Source organism: Rhodococcus sp. BP-241 (assembly GCF_019836145.1).
Classification (GTDB): Bacteria; Actinomycetota; Actinomycetes; order Mycobacteriales; family Mycobacteriaceae; genus Rhodococcoides.
Map to the genome: position 1 here is coordinate 89,367 of NZ_JABUEI010000009.1, position 17,978 is coordinate 107,344.

General features: G+C 65.9%; 17 protein-coding genes. 13 read left to right on the forward strand and 4 right to left on the reverse strand.

What is annotated here, in order from left to right; translation table 11 throughout:
- Positions 1–25: 25 nt before the first annotated feature.
- From HQ308_RS17430 to mmsB, 3 genes are read left to right on the forward strand one after another with little or no spacing between them, the layout of a single operon-like run.
- Positions 26–484 (forward strand): nuclear transport factor 2 family protein, encoded by a 459-nt coding sequence (locus HQ308_RS17430; RefSeq protein ID WP_222647341.1) that lies wholly within the window; start codon positions 26–28, stop codon positions 482–484.
- Positions 481–1,236, forward strand: coding sequence for a nitroreductase (locus tag HQ308_RS17435; RefSeq protein WP_222647342.1), 756 nt, complete (start codon positions 481–483; stop codon positions 1,234–1,236). The genes HQ308_RS17430 and HQ308_RS17435 overlap by 4 nt, the downstream gene beginning before the upstream one ends.
- On the forward strand, positions 1,233–2,144 hold the full coding sequence (mmsB, locus tag HQ308_RS17440) for a 3-hydroxyisobutyrate dehydrogenase (RefSeq protein ID WP_222647343.1): 912 nt from the start codon (positions 1,233–1,235) through the stop codon (positions 2,142–2,144). The genes HQ308_RS17435 and mmsB overlap by 4 nt, the downstream gene beginning before the upstream one ends.
- Before the next feature lie 4 nt (positions 2,145–2,148).
- Here the strand turns inward: mmsB and HQ308_RS17445 are convergent, their stop codons facing one another.
- Positions 2,149–3,786 (reverse strand): helix-turn-helix domain-containing protein, encoded by a 1,638-nt coding sequence (locus HQ308_RS17445; protein WP_222633458.1) that lies wholly within the window; start codon positions 3,784–3,786, stop codon positions 2,149–2,151.
- Between the two features lie 81 nt (positions 3,787–3,867).
- On the opposite strand from HQ308_RS17445, the gene HQ308_RS17450 reads away from it, so the two are divergent.
- From HQ308_RS17450 to HQ308_RS17460, 3 genes are read left to right on the forward strand one after another with little or no spacing between them, the layout of a single operon-like run.
- Positions 3,868–5,100: an FAD-dependent monooxygenase gene (locus tag HQ308_RS17450; protein ID WP_222633457.1), complete on the forward strand. Its 1,233-nt coding sequence runs from the start codon at positions 3,868–3,870 to the stop codon at positions 5,098–5,100.
- 11 nt (positions 5,101–5,111) lie between these two features.
- On the forward strand, positions 5,112–5,579 hold the full coding sequence (locus tag HQ308_RS17455; RefSeq protein WP_222633456.1) for a MaoC family dehydratase: 468 nt from the start codon (positions 5,112–5,114) through the stop codon (positions 5,577–5,579).
- 49 nt (positions 5,580–5,628) lie between these two features.
- Positions 5,629–6,798, forward strand: a complete 1,170-nt coding sequence (locus tag HQ308_RS17460) for a thiolase family protein (RefSeq protein ID WP_222647344.1) — start codon at positions 5,629–5,631, stop codon at positions 6,796–6,798.
- Between the two features lie 360 nt (positions 6,799–7,158).
- On the opposite strand, the gene HQ308_RS17465 is transcribed toward HQ308_RS17460, so the two are convergent.
- Positions 7,159–7,659 carry a LysE family transporter gene (locus tag HQ308_RS17465; protein WP_222647345.1) on the reverse strand — a complete coding sequence of 167 codons (501 nt, stop codon included), beginning with the start codon at positions 7,657–7,659 and terminating at the stop codon, positions 7,159–7,161.
- A 298-nt stretch (positions 7,660–7,957) separates the two neighbouring features.
- On the opposite strand from HQ308_RS17465, the gene HQ308_RS23100 reads away from it, so the two are divergent.
- The 7 genes from HQ308_RS23100 (at position 7,958) to HQ308_RS17495 (ending at position 15,433) form a co-directional block, all read left to right on the forward strand.
- A complete protein-coding gene (locus tag HQ308_RS23100) occupies positions 7,958–8,152 on the forward strand; it encodes a hypothetical protein (RefSeq protein WP_374198540.1) in 195 nt (64 codons plus the stop codon).
- A gap of 747 nt (positions 8,153–8,899) precedes the next feature.
- Positions 8,900–9,814, forward strand: coding sequence for a proline dehydrogenase family protein (locus HQ308_RS17470; RefSeq protein WP_222628425.1), 915 nt, complete (start codon positions 8,900–8,902; stop codon positions 9,812–9,814).
- A 61-nt stretch (positions 9,815–9,875) separates the two neighbouring features.
- On the forward strand, positions 9,876–11,522 hold the full coding sequence (pruA, locus tag HQ308_RS17475; protein ID WP_261776260.1) for an L-glutamate gamma-semialdehyde dehydrogenase: 1,647 nt from the start codon (positions 9,876–9,878) through the stop codon (positions 11,520–11,522).
- Positions 11,495–12,109 (forward strand): HutD family protein, encoded by a 615-nt coding sequence (locus HQ308_RS17480; protein ID WP_222647346.1) that lies wholly within the window; start codon positions 11,495–11,497, stop codon positions 12,107–12,109. The genes pruA and HQ308_RS17480 overlap by 28 nt, the downstream gene beginning before the upstream one ends.
- Entirely contained in the window at positions 12,106–13,335 is a 1,230-nt protein-coding gene (locus tag HQ308_RS17485) for an allantoate amidohydrolase (RefSeq protein ID WP_222647347.1), read from the forward strand. Before HQ308_RS17480 ends, HQ308_RS17485 begins: the two co-directional genes overlap by 4 nt.
- Positions 13,336–13,397: 62 nt before the next feature.
- A complete protein-coding gene (locus HQ308_RS17490; RefSeq protein ID WP_222628405.1) occupies positions 13,398–14,588 on the forward strand; it encodes an FAD-binding oxidoreductase in 1,191 nt (396 codons plus the stop codon).
- A 62-nt stretch (positions 14,589–14,650) separates the two neighbouring features.
- Entirely contained in the window at positions 14,651–15,433 is a 783-nt protein-coding gene (locus tag HQ308_RS17495; protein WP_222647348.1) for an IclR family transcriptional regulator, read from the forward strand.
- 31 nt (positions 15,434–15,464) lie between these two features.
- On the opposite strand, the gene HQ308_RS17500 is transcribed toward HQ308_RS17495, so the two are convergent.
- Together HQ308_RS17500 and HQ308_RS17505 are read right to left on the reverse strand one after the other, a co-directional pair.
- Entirely contained in the window at positions 15,465–16,664 is a 1,200-nt protein-coding gene (locus HQ308_RS17500; RefSeq protein WP_222628389.1) for a hybrid-cluster NAD(P)-dependent oxidoreductase, read from the reverse strand.
- A gap of 31 nt (positions 16,665–16,695) precedes the next feature.
- Entirely contained in the window at positions 16,696–17,961 is a 1,266-nt protein-coding gene (locus HQ308_RS17505) for an aromatic ring-hydroxylating dioxygenase subunit alpha (protein WP_308115808.1), read from the reverse strand.
- Positions 17,962–17,978 lie beyond the last annotated feature (17 nt).

The following is a 17,978-nucleotide window of genomic DNA, read 5'->3' on the forward strand; positions in this document are numbered from 1 at the left end:
CGGGACCGACAGCGAAAGGCGATCGATGTCGAAACTCGATGTGGTCGAAGCGTGGTTTCGGTGCGTCGAGGATCGAGACTTCGACGCGGTGGCGCAATGGTATGCGCCGGATGCCCTCATCTGGCACAACGACGGCTCGACCGAGCAGACTGTTGCTGAGAACCTTGCCGTGCTCGGTGCCGTCACCGACGTCGTCGGAAACTTGCGGTACGACGTCGTGCGACGATGCGAGGTCGGTGACGGCGTGTTCAGCCAGCACGTTCTTCGCGGCGACCTGCCTGACGGAACGTCGATCGCACTCGACGCGGCCATGTTCATCCGTGTCGTCGACGGTCGGATACAACGGGTCGAGGAGTACATCGACACGGCCCGGGCCGCAGGGTTGTTTCAGGCATTGCGCCGGCGTTCGGTCGAGCTTGGGCCTGAACAGTCTATGGCACAGCATAATCCGTCGAATTACGACCACAATGTGAGGTTTCGATGACAGCCCAGTCCTCCGCCGCGACGAGCAGCGCCGACCACCAGGTCTTCGATCGGTTGCTCTCCGAACGCTACAGCTGCCGGGGGTTCCTGCCCGGCCCGGTTCCCGACGAGACGATCGAGCGAATTCTGCATACGGCACAGAAGACGGCATCGTGGAACAACGTGCAGTCCTGGAACGTGCACGTAACTCGGGGCGAGGGAACCGAGCGTTTCAGGACGGCGCTCGCCGAACGCGCCGCCTCGGGTGCCGCCCACTCGCGAGACATCCCCGCCCCGCGCGAATACACCGGTGTTTACCTCGCGCGACGTCGCGAGTGCGGGTTCGGTCTCTACAATGCCGTCGGTGTCAGCCGTGGAGACAAGGCCGCATACACCCGGCAGACTGCCCGGAACTTCGTCTTCTTCGACGCCCCTCACGTCGCCATCGTCACGAGCGAGGAGGCGCTCGGCACGTACAGCGCCGTCGACTGCGGCGGCTACGTGGCCAACTTCATGACGGCGGCAGCGTCGTCGGGCGTCGATTCGATTGCCCAGGGCGCTGTGGGTGAGTACGCCGACTTCATTCACGAACACCTTTCCATCCCGCCGAATCGGCTGGTCGTGTGCGGTATCGCATTCGGATACGCCGACCCCGACAATGCAGCCAACACCTTTCGCACCCGGCGTGCCGACCTCGACGACGTCGTCACCTGGGTCGGCGGAAGCCCGGAGCTAACCGGTCCGACCTCACAGTCCGGAGCAGGACTGTCGTGAGCGCACGAATCGCCTTCATCGGTCTGGGCAACATGGGTGGCCCGATGGCCGCCAATCTGGTGAAGGCAGGTCACGAGGTGGTCGGGTACGACCCCGTTTCCGAAGCCGGGGAGCGAGCTGCTCGAGACGGGATAGTCATCGCCGAGGATGCGGCCGGAGCAGCAAGTGAGGCAGACGTCGTCATCACGATGCTGCCGTCCGGATCGCACCTGCTCGACGTCTACCGGGGCACGCCGAGGAGTTCGGGCGTTCTCGACGCCGCGCCGTCGAACAGCCTGTTCATCGACTGCTCCACGGTCGCCGTTCACGACTCACGTGCGGCTGCCGGCCTGGCGTTCGGAGCGGGGCACCGCGCCCTCGACGCCCCGGTCTCCGGCGGCGTAGGCGGCGCGTCCGCCGGAACGTTGACCGTCATGGTCGGCGCATCGGACGACGACTGGTCGGCAGCTCACGACGTGTTGACCCCGATGGCCGGCCGCGTCGTGCACTGCGGCTCCAACGGCGCCGGCCAGGCCGCAAAAATCTGCAACAACGCACTTCTCGGCATCTCCATGGTCGCGGTCTCGGAGGCTTTCGTGCTGGGCGAGCGGCTCGGACTGACCCACCAGGCGTTATATGACGTCATCTCGACGGCATCGGGTCAGTGCTGGTCGGTGACGACGTACTGTCCGGTCCCCGGTCCCGTGCCGACCAGTCCGGCGAACCACCACTTCGCGCCCGGTTTCGCCACCGCGTTGATGCTCAAGGACATGGGCCTCGCGCTGAGTGCCGCCGAGGCCACGGGTACCGAGATGCGCCTCGGGCAGATTGCCGAATCGCTGTACCGGCGACTCGACGGCCATGACGGCGTCGCCGTCGACTTCTCTGCAGTCATCGACGAGATACGCGCCGGTGAATCACCGGTGTAGGAACTCACTCCCTGTCCAGAAGGTGGACTCGCGCAGCGTCCGCCTCCACGATCGGAAACAGCCTCAGGGCCAACGTCAGAAAGAAACGCGATTCCGAGTTGTCGAGGTCGATACGTAGAAGCTTCCCGATCCGCTCGACCCGGTATCGAAGTGTATTCACGTGCACGTGAAGTGCACGCGCGGTCTCGGCGATGCGACGATCCCGCTCGAGGAACACCTTCAGGGTGTGTACGAGATCCGACCCGGTCGTGTCATCAGCATCGAGCAGAGGGCCGAGGGTGTCACGTACGCTGCTGCGGAGGGTCTCCACACCTCCGATGTGGGCGAACAGACGGAACATCCCGAGGTCTTGGCTGGAGACGAAGATCTGGCCGTCACCGGAGAAGTGAGCGACCTGGCGAGCGAAGACAGCCTCCTTCACCGACGTCGGGTAGTCGTCCGCCCGGCGGCACACCGGTCCGAGGCCCGCAGTCAGCCGCGGGGACCCGCAGGCGGTGAGCAAGCCGCGAATCTGCTCCGGCAGCCGACGTTCAGCTGCCGAGTCGGGCACCGGCCACAGCACGATCACCGCACCGTCGAACACGGTTGCCTGGCCGCTGAACGTCCGAGAGCGCATCTCGCGGACGATCGTGTTCAGTACCGGCCTGCTGACCGGATCCTCTCCACCGATGCAGACCACGGCTCGCGCCACCTCGAGGTCCATGCCCAGGAGGGACGAGCGGTTCCAGAGGCGAGCAAGTTCCTCGGTGTTCGCCGTCAACAAGCTATGCACGAACTGATCGGTCAGTCGAATCTCGGTCTCCATAGATGCGCGTCGGCGCGCGAGGTCGAGACCGACGATCTGCGCAAGCGATCGCATGGTGCGACTCGGGGCAGCGCCGTCCGCATCCAAGGTCGTGTTCTCTGCTCCGGGAATCGAGACGGATTGGTGAGGTATACGCGGTTCTTGCACCTCGTCGTCGGTGGTCGTGTCGCGCGAGGGCGCACGACGGTGCACTCCGTGCAGGGTGAGGCGCGCCCCCACGACGCCAGAGACCGCGGCAAGGGCCTCGTCCGCGCTTCGACCCCTCAGCAGCTCGAGGGACACCAAGTCCACGGCGTCGTTGAGACGCTCTGCCGGTACGGCCCGGGCAGCAACGTGTTCCAGCGTCTTCCGCGCCTCGCGTAGTTGTTGCGCGATGCCGGCGAGCCCGACGACGTGCCGCAGCTCGTCCTCGCGGAAGTGCCGTTCGCGGCGAGACAAGAGCACCACCACGCCGGTCACTGCTGTGCCGCTGCGCACCGGTACGGCCGCTGCCGACACGACGCCCTCGCGATGCAGCAGGTCGGGGGGGCCGTGCACCCCTGCCATGGTGCTCGCGTAATCGCGCATCGACACCGGCTCGTCCCGTGCGAGAACCTGTCCTGCAAGACCTTCCGACGCGCTGAGAACCATGTGTCGATGCGTCTCGGGCTGCAGGACGCCGGTGACCGCGACACTGGTGAGCTGGGCCCCGCTGCGATCCAGCCATGCGGCTGCGTCCGCGCCCAGGAGTGAACGGATCGAGGCAAGGGCCGCCATGGGCACGTTCTGAGCGTTGGACGACACAACATCTTGCACAGCCGTGAGGATGTCGTCGGGGGAGATGATTCGCGCGCTCATGGATGAATGCTACGAGGAAATGACGTATCGCCGTCGGATTCGCACATAGAGTGACGGCAGCGTTTGCCGCATGCTCGATGAATGCACGACATCGCAGCTCAGCCCCATCCCGATGCCCCACCGCTCGTCATCGTGGGTGCAGGGCCGGTGGGACTGGTGGCCGCCCTTGCGGCGCGCCATCGGGGCCTACCGGTCGTCGTGGTCGAGGCCGAGCCGGAAGATCGCACTCGCCCCGGTAGTCGCGCCACATTCGTCTTCCGCGAATCCCTGGATCTCCTCGAACGCATCGCACCCGGTGTCACCGAGCCCCTCGTCGATCGCAGCCGCGCCTGGCTCGACCTGCGCACGACGTATGCCGGTCGAGAGGTCTACCACCACCGCTTTCCTCCCGCCCCTCGCGGCCAGTTCGGAATCAGCCTGTCGCAGAGGGATCAGGAGGCGGTTCTGTTGGACCGTTGTCACGCCGAGGCGGTCGAGTTTCGGTGGGCGAACGGGGTGGCTCAGGTCGCGACCGACGCTGACGGCGCAACACTGACGTTGGAAGACGCATCCACGATTCGAGCCGAGTACGTGGTCGCCGCGGATGGCGCGCGGTCGAGTGTGAGGCGGTGCCTCGGCATCGGCATGGACGGTGGTCGCTCGGAGTCGAGCTTCATCATCGTCGACGTCGAGGACGCACCCGAGAATCCGATGTCACTGACCCGCTCGTTCCATTACCGTCATCCAGCGGTCGGCGGGCGCAACGTTCTGATGGTGCCGTTCGGCGGTGGCTGGCGTCTGGACCTCGAATGCAATCCGGGCGACGACGTCGAGCACTTCGCTTCCGAACCGGGTCTGAGCGCGTGGATCACCGCGGTAGCGGGTCCCGGCTATGCCGAGCGTCGGGCGTGGTCGTCGGTCTACCGGTTCAATCATTCGGTAGCCACCAGCTACACCGACCCACATGCACGGGTTCTCCTCGCCGGCGAAGCGGCACATCTGTTTCCCCCGTTCGGCGGTGGTCGCGGGCTCAATTCCGGCATCCCCGATGCAGTGTTCGAGGTCGACGCTGTCGCCGAGGCACTCGCCGCAGAACGTCCCGCTGCGGCAGCGGACATCATCGCGCGTGCGGCGACGGAGCGGCGGGCGGCCGGCCTCCTCAACCGCGATGCAGCCTCGGCTGCCCTCGTGCACATGGAAGGGCGCGGCCGGGTGACTCGGGCACGTCAGCGGCTTGCTGCACTCCTGGCGCCGCACAGTGAACGTTTCGGCAAATGGCTGGACAGGGCTCCGATGGGGCCCACCGTTCCAGTGAATTCCCGCTCACGATTCTGAAAGGCACACCGATGCGACACATCGACGGGGTAAAGGCTCTGACAGCGCTGGTCGGACACCGCCTCGGTGAGAGCGACTGGGTGACGATCGACCAGGCAGCCATCGATGCCTACGCCGACATCAGTTTCGATCACAACTGGATTCACGTCGATCCTGTGCGCGCTGCGGACACGACCTTTCGCGGCACCATCGCGCACGGTGGCCTCTGTCTGGCGGTGGTCGGCGGAAAGCAGCAGGAAATTTTCGTCGTCGACGGGCTGCGGCTCGCGCTCGCCTACGGTTTCGAGAAAGTCCGCTTCCCGCAGGCCGTCGAAGTCGACTCCCGTATCAGGGTGGTCGTCGACCTCGCCGAGGTCCGGCAGAACCAGAACACTGACGCTGTGGATGCACTGTGGCACAACGTCGTCGAGATCGACGGTCTCGACAAGCCGGCGTGTGTCGCCGACATGCTCATTCGGTATTTCCCGGCATCGAACTGAGTGTCGTCGAGCTGCACCGAACACTCGAGTCCTCACCATCAGGAGAGTCATGCCTACCGCAGTCATAGTCGACATCGCCCGCACGGCATCCGGAAAGGGGAAGCCGGGTGGAGCGCTGTCCAGAATCCACCCCGCCGACCTACTTGCTTCCGTCCTACGCAACTTGGTCGAGCGCAACGACCTGGACGCGGCTCTCGTCGACGACGTGATCGCCGGCTGTGTAGGCCAGTTCGGCGAGCAATCGTTCAACATCGCTCGTACTGCCGCTCTCGCAGCGGGATTCCCGGTGTCGGTACCCGCCACCACCGTGGATCGACAGTGCGGCTCCTCGCAGCAGGCTGCGCATTTCGCTGCACAGGGGGTGATCGCCGGCGCGTACGACATCGTCATCGCCTGTGGTGTCGAGTCGATGAGCCGCGTCCCGATGGGCTCGCCCTTCGGCGGCATCGACCCGCTGGTCCCTCTTGCCGACAGGTTTCCGCATCTTCCCAATCAGGGAGTCGCCGCCGAGCTCATTGCCGCCCGGTGGCAGCTCGATCGCGATCGACTGGACGGGTTCGCTACCGAGTCTCACCGCCGTGCAACCGCATCCGCGGCTGCATTCGCGCGCGAGATCATGCCGCTCACCTTGCCGGACGGCTCAGAGCACGCTGTGGACGAAACGGTGCGACCCGACACCACCACCGGAGCCCTGTCCATGATGCGCCCTGCCTTTCGCACCGAGCGCATGGCGGTGCAGTACCCGGAGATAAGGTGGGCCATCACCCCCGGCAATTCGTCCCCGCTCACCGACGGCGCATCAGCGGCACTGATCATGAGCGAGGAGAGGGCGCGCCAGCTCGGATTGAGTCCCCGCGCCCGGTTCTGCTGCTTCGCTGTAGCGGGGTCCGACCCCGAGATCATGCTTACAGCACCCATTCCCGCGACGCGAAAGATACTCGACAAGAGCGGTATCTGCATCGACGACATCGACGCTTACGAGGTGAACGAAGCGTTTGCGTCCGTGCCCCTCGCCTGGGCCCACGAATTCGGCGCCGACCCGAACAAACTGAACCCTCGGGGCGGTGCGATCGCTCTGGGTCACCCGCTCGGAGGATCCGGAACCCGTCTTCTGTCGACGCTTCTGCACTACCTGGAGGACACAGGTGGCCGGTACGGGCTCCAGACGATGTGCGAGGGTGGCGGTCTGGCCAATGCGACCTTGATCGAGCGCCTGTGAGAATGTCGACCGCACGAGCTCTCGACCACGCAGGATTTGTAGTACAGCTGGTTCCCCGGCACGGTTGCATCGTGTCGGAGCCACGACATGAACGTTGCTCGATCTGGACGTCACACAGAGTGCGTCAGTTGCCCTTCGTGAAGGTCGATGACGACGAACTCGGACGGCTTCATCGCTGCTCACGCTGATCGGCAACGGCAACAGTGTCGCAGGCGGGATCGTGACGGACTGCTCGTCGTCGCCGCGTGCAGCGATACGGGGCGCCGTAGAGGAAGGCGAGCAGCTCGGCTTCTACTTCACCGCCGTCGGGACGGGCGCACACTGATCTCGACGGCGCTCGTGCCCCGGCTGTCCGGCGGGTCACCGCCGAAACCAATCGCGATCGCAGGGCTCCTGGTCCAGGCAGGTGCGATCACCGTCCGGATGCTCAGCACCTCGCCGCGGGCGTGGGGTGCTGGTCGCGTTCCAGGCTGCTGCATCAACAGCATCACCGCCCGTCAGCTCGTCACTCCGGAAACCTGCAGGGCGCGGCCATGTCGAACGACGGCTCCTTCGACCGAGAGTCACCACCACCGCACTCATGCTGGCCTGGGGCGGACCACCGATCGGAGCCGCCTCGGCGGTGCACAGGTCGGACCGTTCGGCCTTCTCCCGACCGAGATACACCAGGTATGCGACACTAATCCACTTCAGGATCGAGAAGGCGGTCGCGCTGGCCAGGATCACGGCAGCCACCCCGGCGGCAGCGGCGCTCATGTGCACCAGCAACCCGCACCGCACCCCACACGCCGCGACCCACCCGGTCCGTCGAGAGGTCACCGCGGCGGGCATCACCACGAACCAGCCGGGTCCTGGCGTCACGTACGCAGAAGAGCGACGCCGCAGAACGCGAGCACTGTCTCGATCGGCATGCGTTCCACTGAACGCGCCGGTAGGTGGGTTCGTCAACGCCCTCGACGGGATGTCGTTCCCTCTGCGAACAAACGCCAAAACATTCACTGCGTCCTGGCATGGGTGGACGCTGAACACATGACATCACCATTGAGTCGGAGCACCTCGTGGCGGTGCAGATTCGGCTCGCCGCAGTCCTGCCCGGCGTGAGTCGGCGGGACGTCGAACAGGTCGTCGCTCGGAGTACGCCCGTTTCGAGGGCCGTTCGGTGCGGGACTTCGTCCCGCTGTTCGTCGAGCGCAACGCACGAGAAGCGCTTCGCTCGGCAGCTGCACACAGAGCACCTGTACACAGCAGCGCACGACCCGCTCAGAATCGTGAGCGGTCGTGCAGGGTGCGGCGAGTCGAGGACCCGCTAGCGCCCGCTGCGGCGTGGCGCGTGTCCGCTGGGCGGGTCAGCTGAAGAAGCTGAGTCCGTCTAGGCCTTCGCCAGCGCCGCCGCAGATGTTGGAAAGTGCGCCGAGGAAGTCGACGAAGCTTGCGAGATGGATGATCATGGGAGCTCCTATGGTCGACTGGTCGTGGCAGGAATGTCTGTTATTGGTACCGAGCACCGATGTACGAATGGTCATGGCTGCCGGAATACGACCGGTCCGCCGTGATGAACGATTCCGGTCAGACCGGGTTGATCACCAGCAGCTGAGTTCAGTACGCGGCGGTGTGCTCACCGAGGTAGGGGAGCGGGTGTCGAAGAGGATGTAGGACATCGGGTCACTACCGGAGAGGGATCGAAGGGCCGACGGACTGCGGCGAGTGCAGAGTGCCCGACACGCCCATGCCGCCGTTGGCGGCGCGGTGAACGTCGGAAGTCGATTCGGCCCACCGCTGGGTGCGACCTCCCATCTCTCACGATCATGCTCCGCTGAGCATGAGCCGCGTCGGTAGGCACCCCACGCGGCGGACGCGACTGGATCCTCGTGGCGTTCGGCGCGTCAGTGCCACCAGAGGCTCGACCGATCATGTCCAACGCCGCAGCGAAGCGGGAAGAGCATGCCTAGCACCTGTTGACATCTTCCGTTCCGCAGGTAGCCTTTCGTCTCACGTAGTGCAGTAGTTTCACCATACGAGACGTCTGGTGGCAGCTGCCCGTGGTTTGCCACTTTGTCCGCTGTTGCGGTTCTCCGATCGCACAACCCTCCGCGAGGTCGCCATGATCATCAATCGAATGTTGCTTGCCGCGGCGAACAACAAGAAGCTCGAGAAGACCGTCACTGCCAACAGGCTGAGTCGCGGACTCGTCGAGCGGTACGTGGGCGGTACGACGCTGGACGACGCGATCGCCGCGGCGACGAAGCTGCGGGCGCAGGGCATCGACGTCAGCCTCGACCTGCTCGGCGAGCAGGTCGACAACCTCGAGGACTCCACGACCGCGACCAAGGAATACATCGAGGTGCTGCACGCGATCGCCGCCGAGATCCCGGGATCGACTGTGTCGGTGAAGCTCTCGCAGCTCGGCATCGGCGTCTCGACCGACGCGGCTCGCACGAACCTGGGTGATCTGCTGGCCGCCGGCCACGACACCGATGTCCTCGTCGAGGTCGACATGGAGCACAGTTCTGTCGGACGGGACACCCTGGAGGCGTACCGCTCCTTCCTTGCCGACCACCCGGACACCCGCGTCGCGATTCAGGCGGCAATGCGCACCACACCGCTCGATCTGCGGAGTTTCACCACCGTGAAGCCGCGGATCCGTCTGGTGAAGGGGGCCTACGCGGAAGACCTCCAGACGTGCATCTCGGATCCCGCCGAGGTCACGGCGCAGTACAACCATCTCGCGGAGTGGGCACTGCGCAATCTGCCCGACCCGGCGTTCGGCACCCACGACGACGACTGCATCGACACCGTCAAGCGCCTCGCTGCCGAACTGGGTGTCGACAAGCGGCTCTTCGAGTTCCAGATGCTGTACGGAGTACGTCGAGATCTGCAGCGGGACCTGGTGTCCGACGGATACCGGGTGCGCGTCTATCTGCCCTACGGCACGCAGTGGTACCCGTACCTCATGCGACGCATGGCCGAGCGGCCGGCCAATCTTCTGCTATTCCTCCGCTCTCTCGTCTCCGGATGACGTCGATCGCCGCCGAGACGCCACGTCCCCCGCACCCGCTTCGATCGAAGGACCGTTCCCGATGACCAGCCCTCGCACCACCATGACCGGACTCGTCCACCTTCCCGCGCCCGCGAACGAGCCGGCTCGTGACTTCGCTCCGGGATCGGACGATGCACTGCGTCTCCGCAAAGAGCTCGATCGCGTTGCAGGTGACATTCGCACGCTCACCCATGTCGTCGGCGGCCGGCGACCCGAAGCGACCGAGACCACCGATGTCGTGGCACCGCACGATCACGGTCACGTCCTCGCCAGGATCCCGACCGCCACCGACGCGATCGTGGACGAGGCCATCGACGCCGCTCTTACCGCGCGCGCCGGCTGGTCGACCACGCCGTGGTTCGAGCGTGCCGCCGTTCTGTTGAGGGCAGCGGAGTTGGCGGCGGGCAGGTACCGCGACGAACTGCTGGCCACCACCATGCTGTGCCAGTCGAAGACGTACCACCAGGCCGAGATCGACATCAACGAACTCGTCGACTTCTTCCGCTACAACGCACACCTCGCGGAGGAGATCTACGCGGTGCAGCCGCCCGTGTCACCGGCCGGCCAGGTCAACTACGTGGACCACAAGGGCCTCGAGGGTTTCGTTCTCGCTGTCACGCCGTTCAACTTCACCGCCATCGCCGGGAACCTCCCCGCCGCTCCGGCGCTGATGGGCAACGTGGTCGTGTGGAAGCCGTCCGAGAAATCCGCGTTGTCGAGCGACGTCGTGATGCGGGTGTTCGAGGAGGCCGGCTTCCCCCCGGGTGTCATCAATCTGGTGCACGGCTCGGGCGAGCACGTCACCGAACGGGTCGCGGCTCACCGTGATTTCGCCGGGCTGTCCTTCACAGGGTCCACCTCGGTGTTCCGTCGTATCTGGAAGCGGGTCGGCGACAACATCGAGAACTATCGAAGCTATCCCCGCATCGTCGGCGAAACCGGCGGGAAGAACGCCATCGTCGTGCACCCGTCTGCGGACGTCGACGCCGTCCACAGCGCGCTCGTCCGTGGAGCTTTCGAGTATCAGGGGCAGAAGTGCTCGGCTGCTTCGCGCGCCTACATCCCCCGCAGCATCTGGGACACGATGGAATCGAAGTTGGCCGACACGGTCGGCTCCCTGCCCGTCGGAGACATCGTCGAACACGGAACTTTCGTCGGTGCCGTCATCGACGAGACAGCCCAGCAGCGCCTGCAAACCGCGTTCGATCGCGTGGTCGGCACCCCCGGCCACCGAATTCTCGTGGGCGGCACCACCGATCGCGAGGTGGGGTGGTTCGTCGATCCGACCGTGGTGGTCACCGAGGATCCGCGTTCCTTCGTCATGGAGGAGGAGTTCTTCGGGCCTCTGCTGGCCGTGCACGTCTACGACGACGACCGGTGGGAACAGACGCTCGACCTCGTGGACGGAACCAGCGACTATGCGTTGACCTGCTCGATCTTCGCCACCGATCGCGCCGCGATCGTCACCGCACTCGACACGCTACGGGAGGCCGCGGGCATGACCTATGTGAACGACAAGCCCACCGGGGCGTCCATCGGGCAGCAGCAATTCGGTGGCGGCCGAGGATCGGGAACGAACGACAAGACCGGATCCGCTCTCGCTCTGCAGCGTTGGGTCAACGCCCGGTTCGTCAAGGAAAACTTTGCACCGGCGACGACATGGACCTATCCGTACATGGGCGTCTGACGGCTTTGTCCTACAGCCTGGTTCGGGCGTCGGCTCTGCACACCACACCGTGGTCGAACGGCGCAGGCACCACCACCAGGCTGTGGACCGCCGCCGACGCCTCCTGGACCCTGAGCATCGCAGTCCTGGACGAGGACGCCGACTTCTCCGTCTTTCCCGACCATGATCGGCAGCTGATGGCCTTGGGGGAGAACCCGGTCGGTCTTCTGGTGGACGGAACACGACACGTGCTCCGTCATGCCGACGTCCTCCGCTTCCGCGGCGACGCCGCCGCACGGGGCAGAACCACCGGCAACGGTAGCCGGGCGCTCAACCTGATGACGCTCCGCGAGCGTGCCTCCGGATCGCTCGACCACCACCGCATGCACGGCCGCACGGTTCTCCGCCCGACGCGGCTGACCGCACTCGTGCTGTTGACCGGGCGTCTCCGACTGCCCGACGGGGCCGTCTGCACCAGGGGCGACACCGTCGTACTCGGAGACGAGCCGATCACCGTGACTGCGGACCGGGCCGCCCTCGGCCGCATCCGTATCACTCGGGCACCGACGAACCGTACTGACCGACAGAGGGAGAGGACCATCCCATGACCGCCACCACCGAGTCGACGGTCGCAGGACTGATCGCCGACATCTCCGACGTCGGGGCCGACCCGGTGCGAGGCGGGTTCACCCGTCCCATCCATTCGGCCGCTGACCACGACCTGCGCGCGTGGTTCGTCGAGCAGGCGGAGCGACGTTCCCTCGATGTGGAGACGGACCGGAACGGCATCGTGTGGGCGTGGTGGAACCCGGGTCGATTGCCGATTCGCGACGCGGTGGTCACCGGCAGCCACCTCGACTCGGTTCCCGGCGGGGGAGCCTACGACGGCCCTCTGGGAGTGGCCACCGCGCTCGTCGCCGTCGACCACCTCGTTTCGCGCGGCGTCGCGCCGCACCGTCCCCTCTCGATCGCCGTCTTTCCCGAGGAGGAGGGCTCCCGATACGGATTGGCATGTCTCGGATCTCAGCTGCTGACAGGTGATGTCGATCCTGATCGGGTCCGCGGCCTCACCGATTCGGACGGTGTCACCTTCGCGGAACTGGCCTCACGCAACGGTCTCGATCCCCACCACATCGGACCCGATCCGACCCGCCTCGCGAGCGTGGGGTCCTTCGTCGAACTGCACGTGGAGCAGGGGCGGGGCCTGATCGACCTCGAACGGCCGATCGCCATCGGCAATTCGATCATCGGGCACGGGCGATGGATGCTGTCCTTTCGCGGACAGGGCAATCATGCCGGCACCACGCTCATGCACGACCGATCGGATCCGATGGTCGCGGCCGCGTCGACGGTCTCGAGTGTCCGGGCTCTCGCCCGGCGCACCACCGGTGCCCGTGCCACCGTCGGCAGACTCGATGCCGTACCCGGCGGCACCAACGTCATCGCCTCCCGCGTCGACGTGTGGCTCGACGTCCGTCATCCGTCCGACGAGGTCGTCGCCACCCTGGTCGCGTCGATCATGGACGCGGCGCGGATCGCGGCCGCGGACGAGGACTGTCGCGTGACACTGACCGAGGCGTCGGTGAGCCCCACGGTTGCCTTCGACGTCGATCTTCGCGACCGACTCCGGCGCGTCCTGCCCGACGCCCCTGTGCTCGACACCGGGGCCGGTCACGACGCCGGTGTGCTCGGTGAGCACCTGCCGACGTCGATGTTGTTCGTACGCAATCCCACCGGCATCTCCCACGCTCCCGAGGAGCACGTGGAGGGCGCCGACGCCGAGACGGGGGCGGTCGCTCTCGCGGACGTCCTCGCCGACCTGCTCGTCCGCTGATCCGATCCCCCTTCCCACCCCGCTCACGACCCGTGAGCGCATCGACTCCGCAGGAGACCAAGATGGCCGAGACCACTACCTACCTCATCATCGGCGGAGGCCTCGAAGGCCTCGCCATCGCCTGGTCGCTCGCCGATCGAGGAGAGACCGACGTTCTCGTCGTCGAGCGGAACACGGTGTGCTCGGGCATGACCGGGAAATCGAGTGGGGTCGTCAGAGCCCACTACGGCAATCCGTCACTCGCCGCGATGTCGTGGTACGGGGTACAGACCTTCGAACGCGCGACCGAGCTGTTCGGTGACGACATGGCGTTCCAGCAGTGCGGGTACGTCGTCGGCGTCGGCGCCGACAACGTGGAACCACTTCGGAAGAACGTCGCGATGATGCAGAGCATCGGCGTGGATGTCGAGCTCATCGACCACGATGCCATGGGTGAGCTGTGGCCCGGGCTCCACCTCGACGACTTCGCGGCGTTCGCCTACGAGCCACGTGGTGGGCGCGGGGAGGCCTACATGGCAGGCATGGCGTTCGGGGCCGCTGCGCGCAGGCTGGGGGTCAAGATCCGGCAGTCCTCACCCGTGGCGGAGATCCTGACCGACGCCTCCGGACGGGCACACGGTGTGCGCATGGCGGACGGAGGCGAGATCCACGCCCAGACCGTCATCCTCGCGACCGGCCCGTGGGCCCCCGCTCTGGCCGAACCACTGGGTTTCCCGCTCGACGTTCGAGCCCAGCGGGCACAGCTGGTGATGGTCGATCAGGGCGCTCCGACGCCGGTCGTTCCCGTGCTCTCGGACCTCGCCGGACTGTCCTATATCTGTCGGGAACCCAACGGTGAACTCCTCGTGGGCAATTCCGACCACCAGGCGCCGGAATACATTGATCCCGACAAGTACGTCAACCGGGCCGACAGCTCGACCATCGACAAGATCGTCGACAAGATGGGGCATCGCCTGCCCGACATGCCGGACCCGCGGATCACCAGTTCCTACGTCGGGGCGTACGACGTGACTCCCGATTACAACCCCATCATCGGTCCGTCGCCCGTGGACGGACTGTTCCTCGCGACCGGCTTCTCCGGACATGGCTACAAGATGTCTCCCGCCGTGGGCGCGCTGGTCGCCGATCTGGTCACCGACGGGACCACCTCGCTGCCGAACGTCGACCCCCGCGACTTCCGCTACTCCCGTTTCGCCGAGAACGACCCGCTGCTCAGCCTGAATCCGTATGCCGGCGCCGGTGAAATGCGGTGATCCTGCGTGAGCCGCGCAGGACGGCGCCCTGACGCGACTCGTCCACTTGTTATCGTGGAATGATGGAGAACGCCACCCGGTCCACCGATAGCTCGGTTCAGTCGGTCGACCGAGCAGTGTCGATCCTGCAGATACTCGGTCGGCACGGCGCCCGATCGGTCACCGAGATCGCCGCTGATCTGTCCCTGCACAAGTCGACCGCATTCAGGCTGTTGGCCACGCTGGAAGCACGCGGGCTGGTCGAGCAGGCGACCAGCCGAGGAAAGTACCAACTCGGGTACGGGGTGGTTCAGCTGGCCACCGGAGCGGCCCGAGGGCACGATCTTTCGGTGGTGAGCCGGCCCATCTGCCAGGATCTCGCCGTGGAGGTGGGCGAGACGGTCAATGTCGCTGTGCGCGACGAGAATTCGGTGGTCAGTATCGACCAGGTGATCGGATCCGCTGCTGTCACCACCATCAACTGGGTCGGTCAGCGCACCCCGCTGCACGCGACCTCGGCGGGCAAGGTGTTCCTCGCATTCCTGCCGGAGGACGAGCGGAGGGCACTCCTCGTCGACGATCTCGAGCGGTTCACGCCGCACACCATCGTCGACGTCGACCTGCTGGAGAAGGAGCTCGACCAGATCCGCCTGCAAGGTTTCTCCGTGACCCACGAGGAACACGAGATCGGCCTCGCCGCCGTGGCGGCGCCGATCCGGGTCCTCAACGGTGATGTCGTCGCCGCAGTGACTGCGTCGGGCCCCACGTTCCGCTTCGACGACGACTCGATCCCGGGCATCACAGAGCACGTCCTGACCGCCGCGGCGGCGATCTCCGAGCGCAACGGTCACCCGAAGCAGGGGTGATCGACAACCGGTTCCTACCCGGCCGGCGCGGTCAGCTCTCGATCGTGAGGTCCGTGAGGGGGCGCGAACAGCAGATCAGGACCTTGCCCCGCGCGATCTCCTTCGGCCGGATACCGCCGTTGTGGCGCATGTCCACCTCACCGGCGGTCAACGTCGTCTTGCAGGTGCCGCAGACTCCCTCACCGCAGGACGAGGGCAGCCGCATCCCGGCAGCCAGGGCAGCCTCCAGGACGTTCTGGTCGGCGCTGCAGGTGATGGAACGGCCGCTGGTAGCGAAGTTCACGGTGAACGTCGCAGGAGCCGACACCTCGTCGGGGCCAGCGTCCCCGGAGCCGGTGTCGTCGACCTCCTGCTCCAACTCGTGCACAGCCTCGCGGTCCGGGGCGGGGAGCGAGTCGAACGAGAAGCTCTCCTCGAAGTAACGGTCCATGTCGAACGAGAGGTCGTCCAGCAGGCGACGTACCGACGACATGTACGCCGGCGGCCCACAGGTGAACGCGACCCTGTCCGCCAGGTCGGGGACGAGGGAGGACAGCATCGCCGACGTCAGTCGGCCCCGCAGTCCCGACCATCGGTCGGAGGGATAGTCGTTCTCGCACACATGGGTCACGCGCAGGTTCGGCATCGCCGACTCCATAGCGTCGAGCTCGCGCCGGAAGATGATGTCCGCGGGCGTGCGTGCACTGTGCACGAACACGATGTCGGCGTCGGATCCCACGTCGAACAGCGTGCGCGTCATCGACATCATCGGGGTGATCCCGCTGCCGGCGGAGAGGAAGACATACCTGTCGGGCAACGTCTTCGCCATGCCGAGGGTGAAGGCGCCCAACGGTGCGAGGACCGCCACCTCGCGCCCCGGCTCCATGGTGTCGTGCAGCCAGTTCGACACCGGCCCGCCGAGTACACGTTTCACCGTGATCGTGAGGTGATACGGACGCGTCGGAGGCGACGAGACTGTGTAGCAGCGATACACGGTATCACCGTCGATCTCGGCGCGAAGAGTGACGAACTGCCCTGCGGCGAAACGGAACACACTGCCATCGACCGGCTCGAACACGAACGACCGTACATCGTGGGTGATCTCGCGCACGGCCCGACAGCGCAGCACCACCTCGTCGGCTCTCTCCCAGCAGTCCGGAGAGTGATCCGGTAGCACCAGGCCGCGCTCCGCGAGGCCACCACACGGTTCGGTGGGCGCGGCGGGCGGTGCGAGAAGTTCGTCGATCGACATGGTCAACCTTTCGGCGCGTGACAGTGGGGCGTCAGGGGGTGAGATATGTACGCAGTCGCCCGACGTACCAGTTGACGAAGGACTCCACGTCGCCCTCGACCATCGAGTACGGGCCGGGAACATAGCCGGGGTCGGTGACTCCTCGCTGCGCACCGGCGACCAAATCACGGTCCTGAAGATTGGTCGCGTTCCAGACCGCGGTGAGGTTGTCGACGTCGTAGTCGACGCCCTCCTGCGCATCGGCGTGCACCAACCACGTCGTGCGCACGACGCTTCTGCCGGGAGCCACGGGCAGCACGCGGAAGACGACCGCGTGATCGCTGAGCATGTGGAACCACGCGTTGGGTTGCATGTGGATGGAGAGGTCACCGAACCGCTCGTCCTCGATGTCGCCCAGAAGCTTTCGGCTCACCGGATTGCCGTCCGCGCCGAACGACGCACCACCCCCGTCGAGGGGCAGGTGCGAGACCTGGAACCCAGTGATGCGGGTGTCCAGTTCCCGGCGCTCGTCACGCGGGAACCCGGTGACGCTGCACGCGTTCGACAGATGGTCCTGGGCCGCCCGATAGCGCTCGAACACCGGACGAAGCCGAGGGGTGATGTCGTTCTCGGAGTATCCGAACAGCGGAAAGTAGGCCGTGATCAGTTCGGGGTGCGCGGTGTCGCAGTGCTGACACTCGCGATTGTTCTCCATGACGAGTTTCCAGTTGCCCTCCTCGACCAGGTCGACCTGGTGCGCGACCTTGGTGTCGGCCAGGCCGTAGGGCGAGAGGTACGGTTCGAGCACCGCTGCGACCTCGTCGAGATCGCCGGGCGGTTCGTCACCGAGGCAGATGAAGATGAGGCCCGCGAGGGTGCGGACGTGTACCGGACGCAGGCCCAGTCGAGACCGGTCGAACTCCGGCGGCTGTGATTCGGCGTAGACCAGTTCGCCGTCGACGCGGTAGGTCCACTGGTGGTAGGGACACACCAGATTGCCCACTGATCCACACGCCTGCTGGAGGATTCGCGAGCCGCGGTGCCGGCAGACGTTGTGAAACGCCCGCACCTCCTCGTCGTCGTCACGGACGATGATGACGGAGTACGCACCGATGTCCACGGTGACGAAGTCGCCCGGATCGGGAATCTCTGCCTCGGCGGCGCTGAAGAGCCAGTGGCGGGCGAAGATCGCCGCCATGTCGAGGTCGAAGATCTGCGGATCCGTGTAGAAGGGCGCTTCGAGGCTGTACCCGACGGCACGGCGATCGATGAGGGCGTCGGTGTCCGTGGACGGCGCCAGGATGTTCGAGAGGGTCACGTCGACTCCAGACCAGG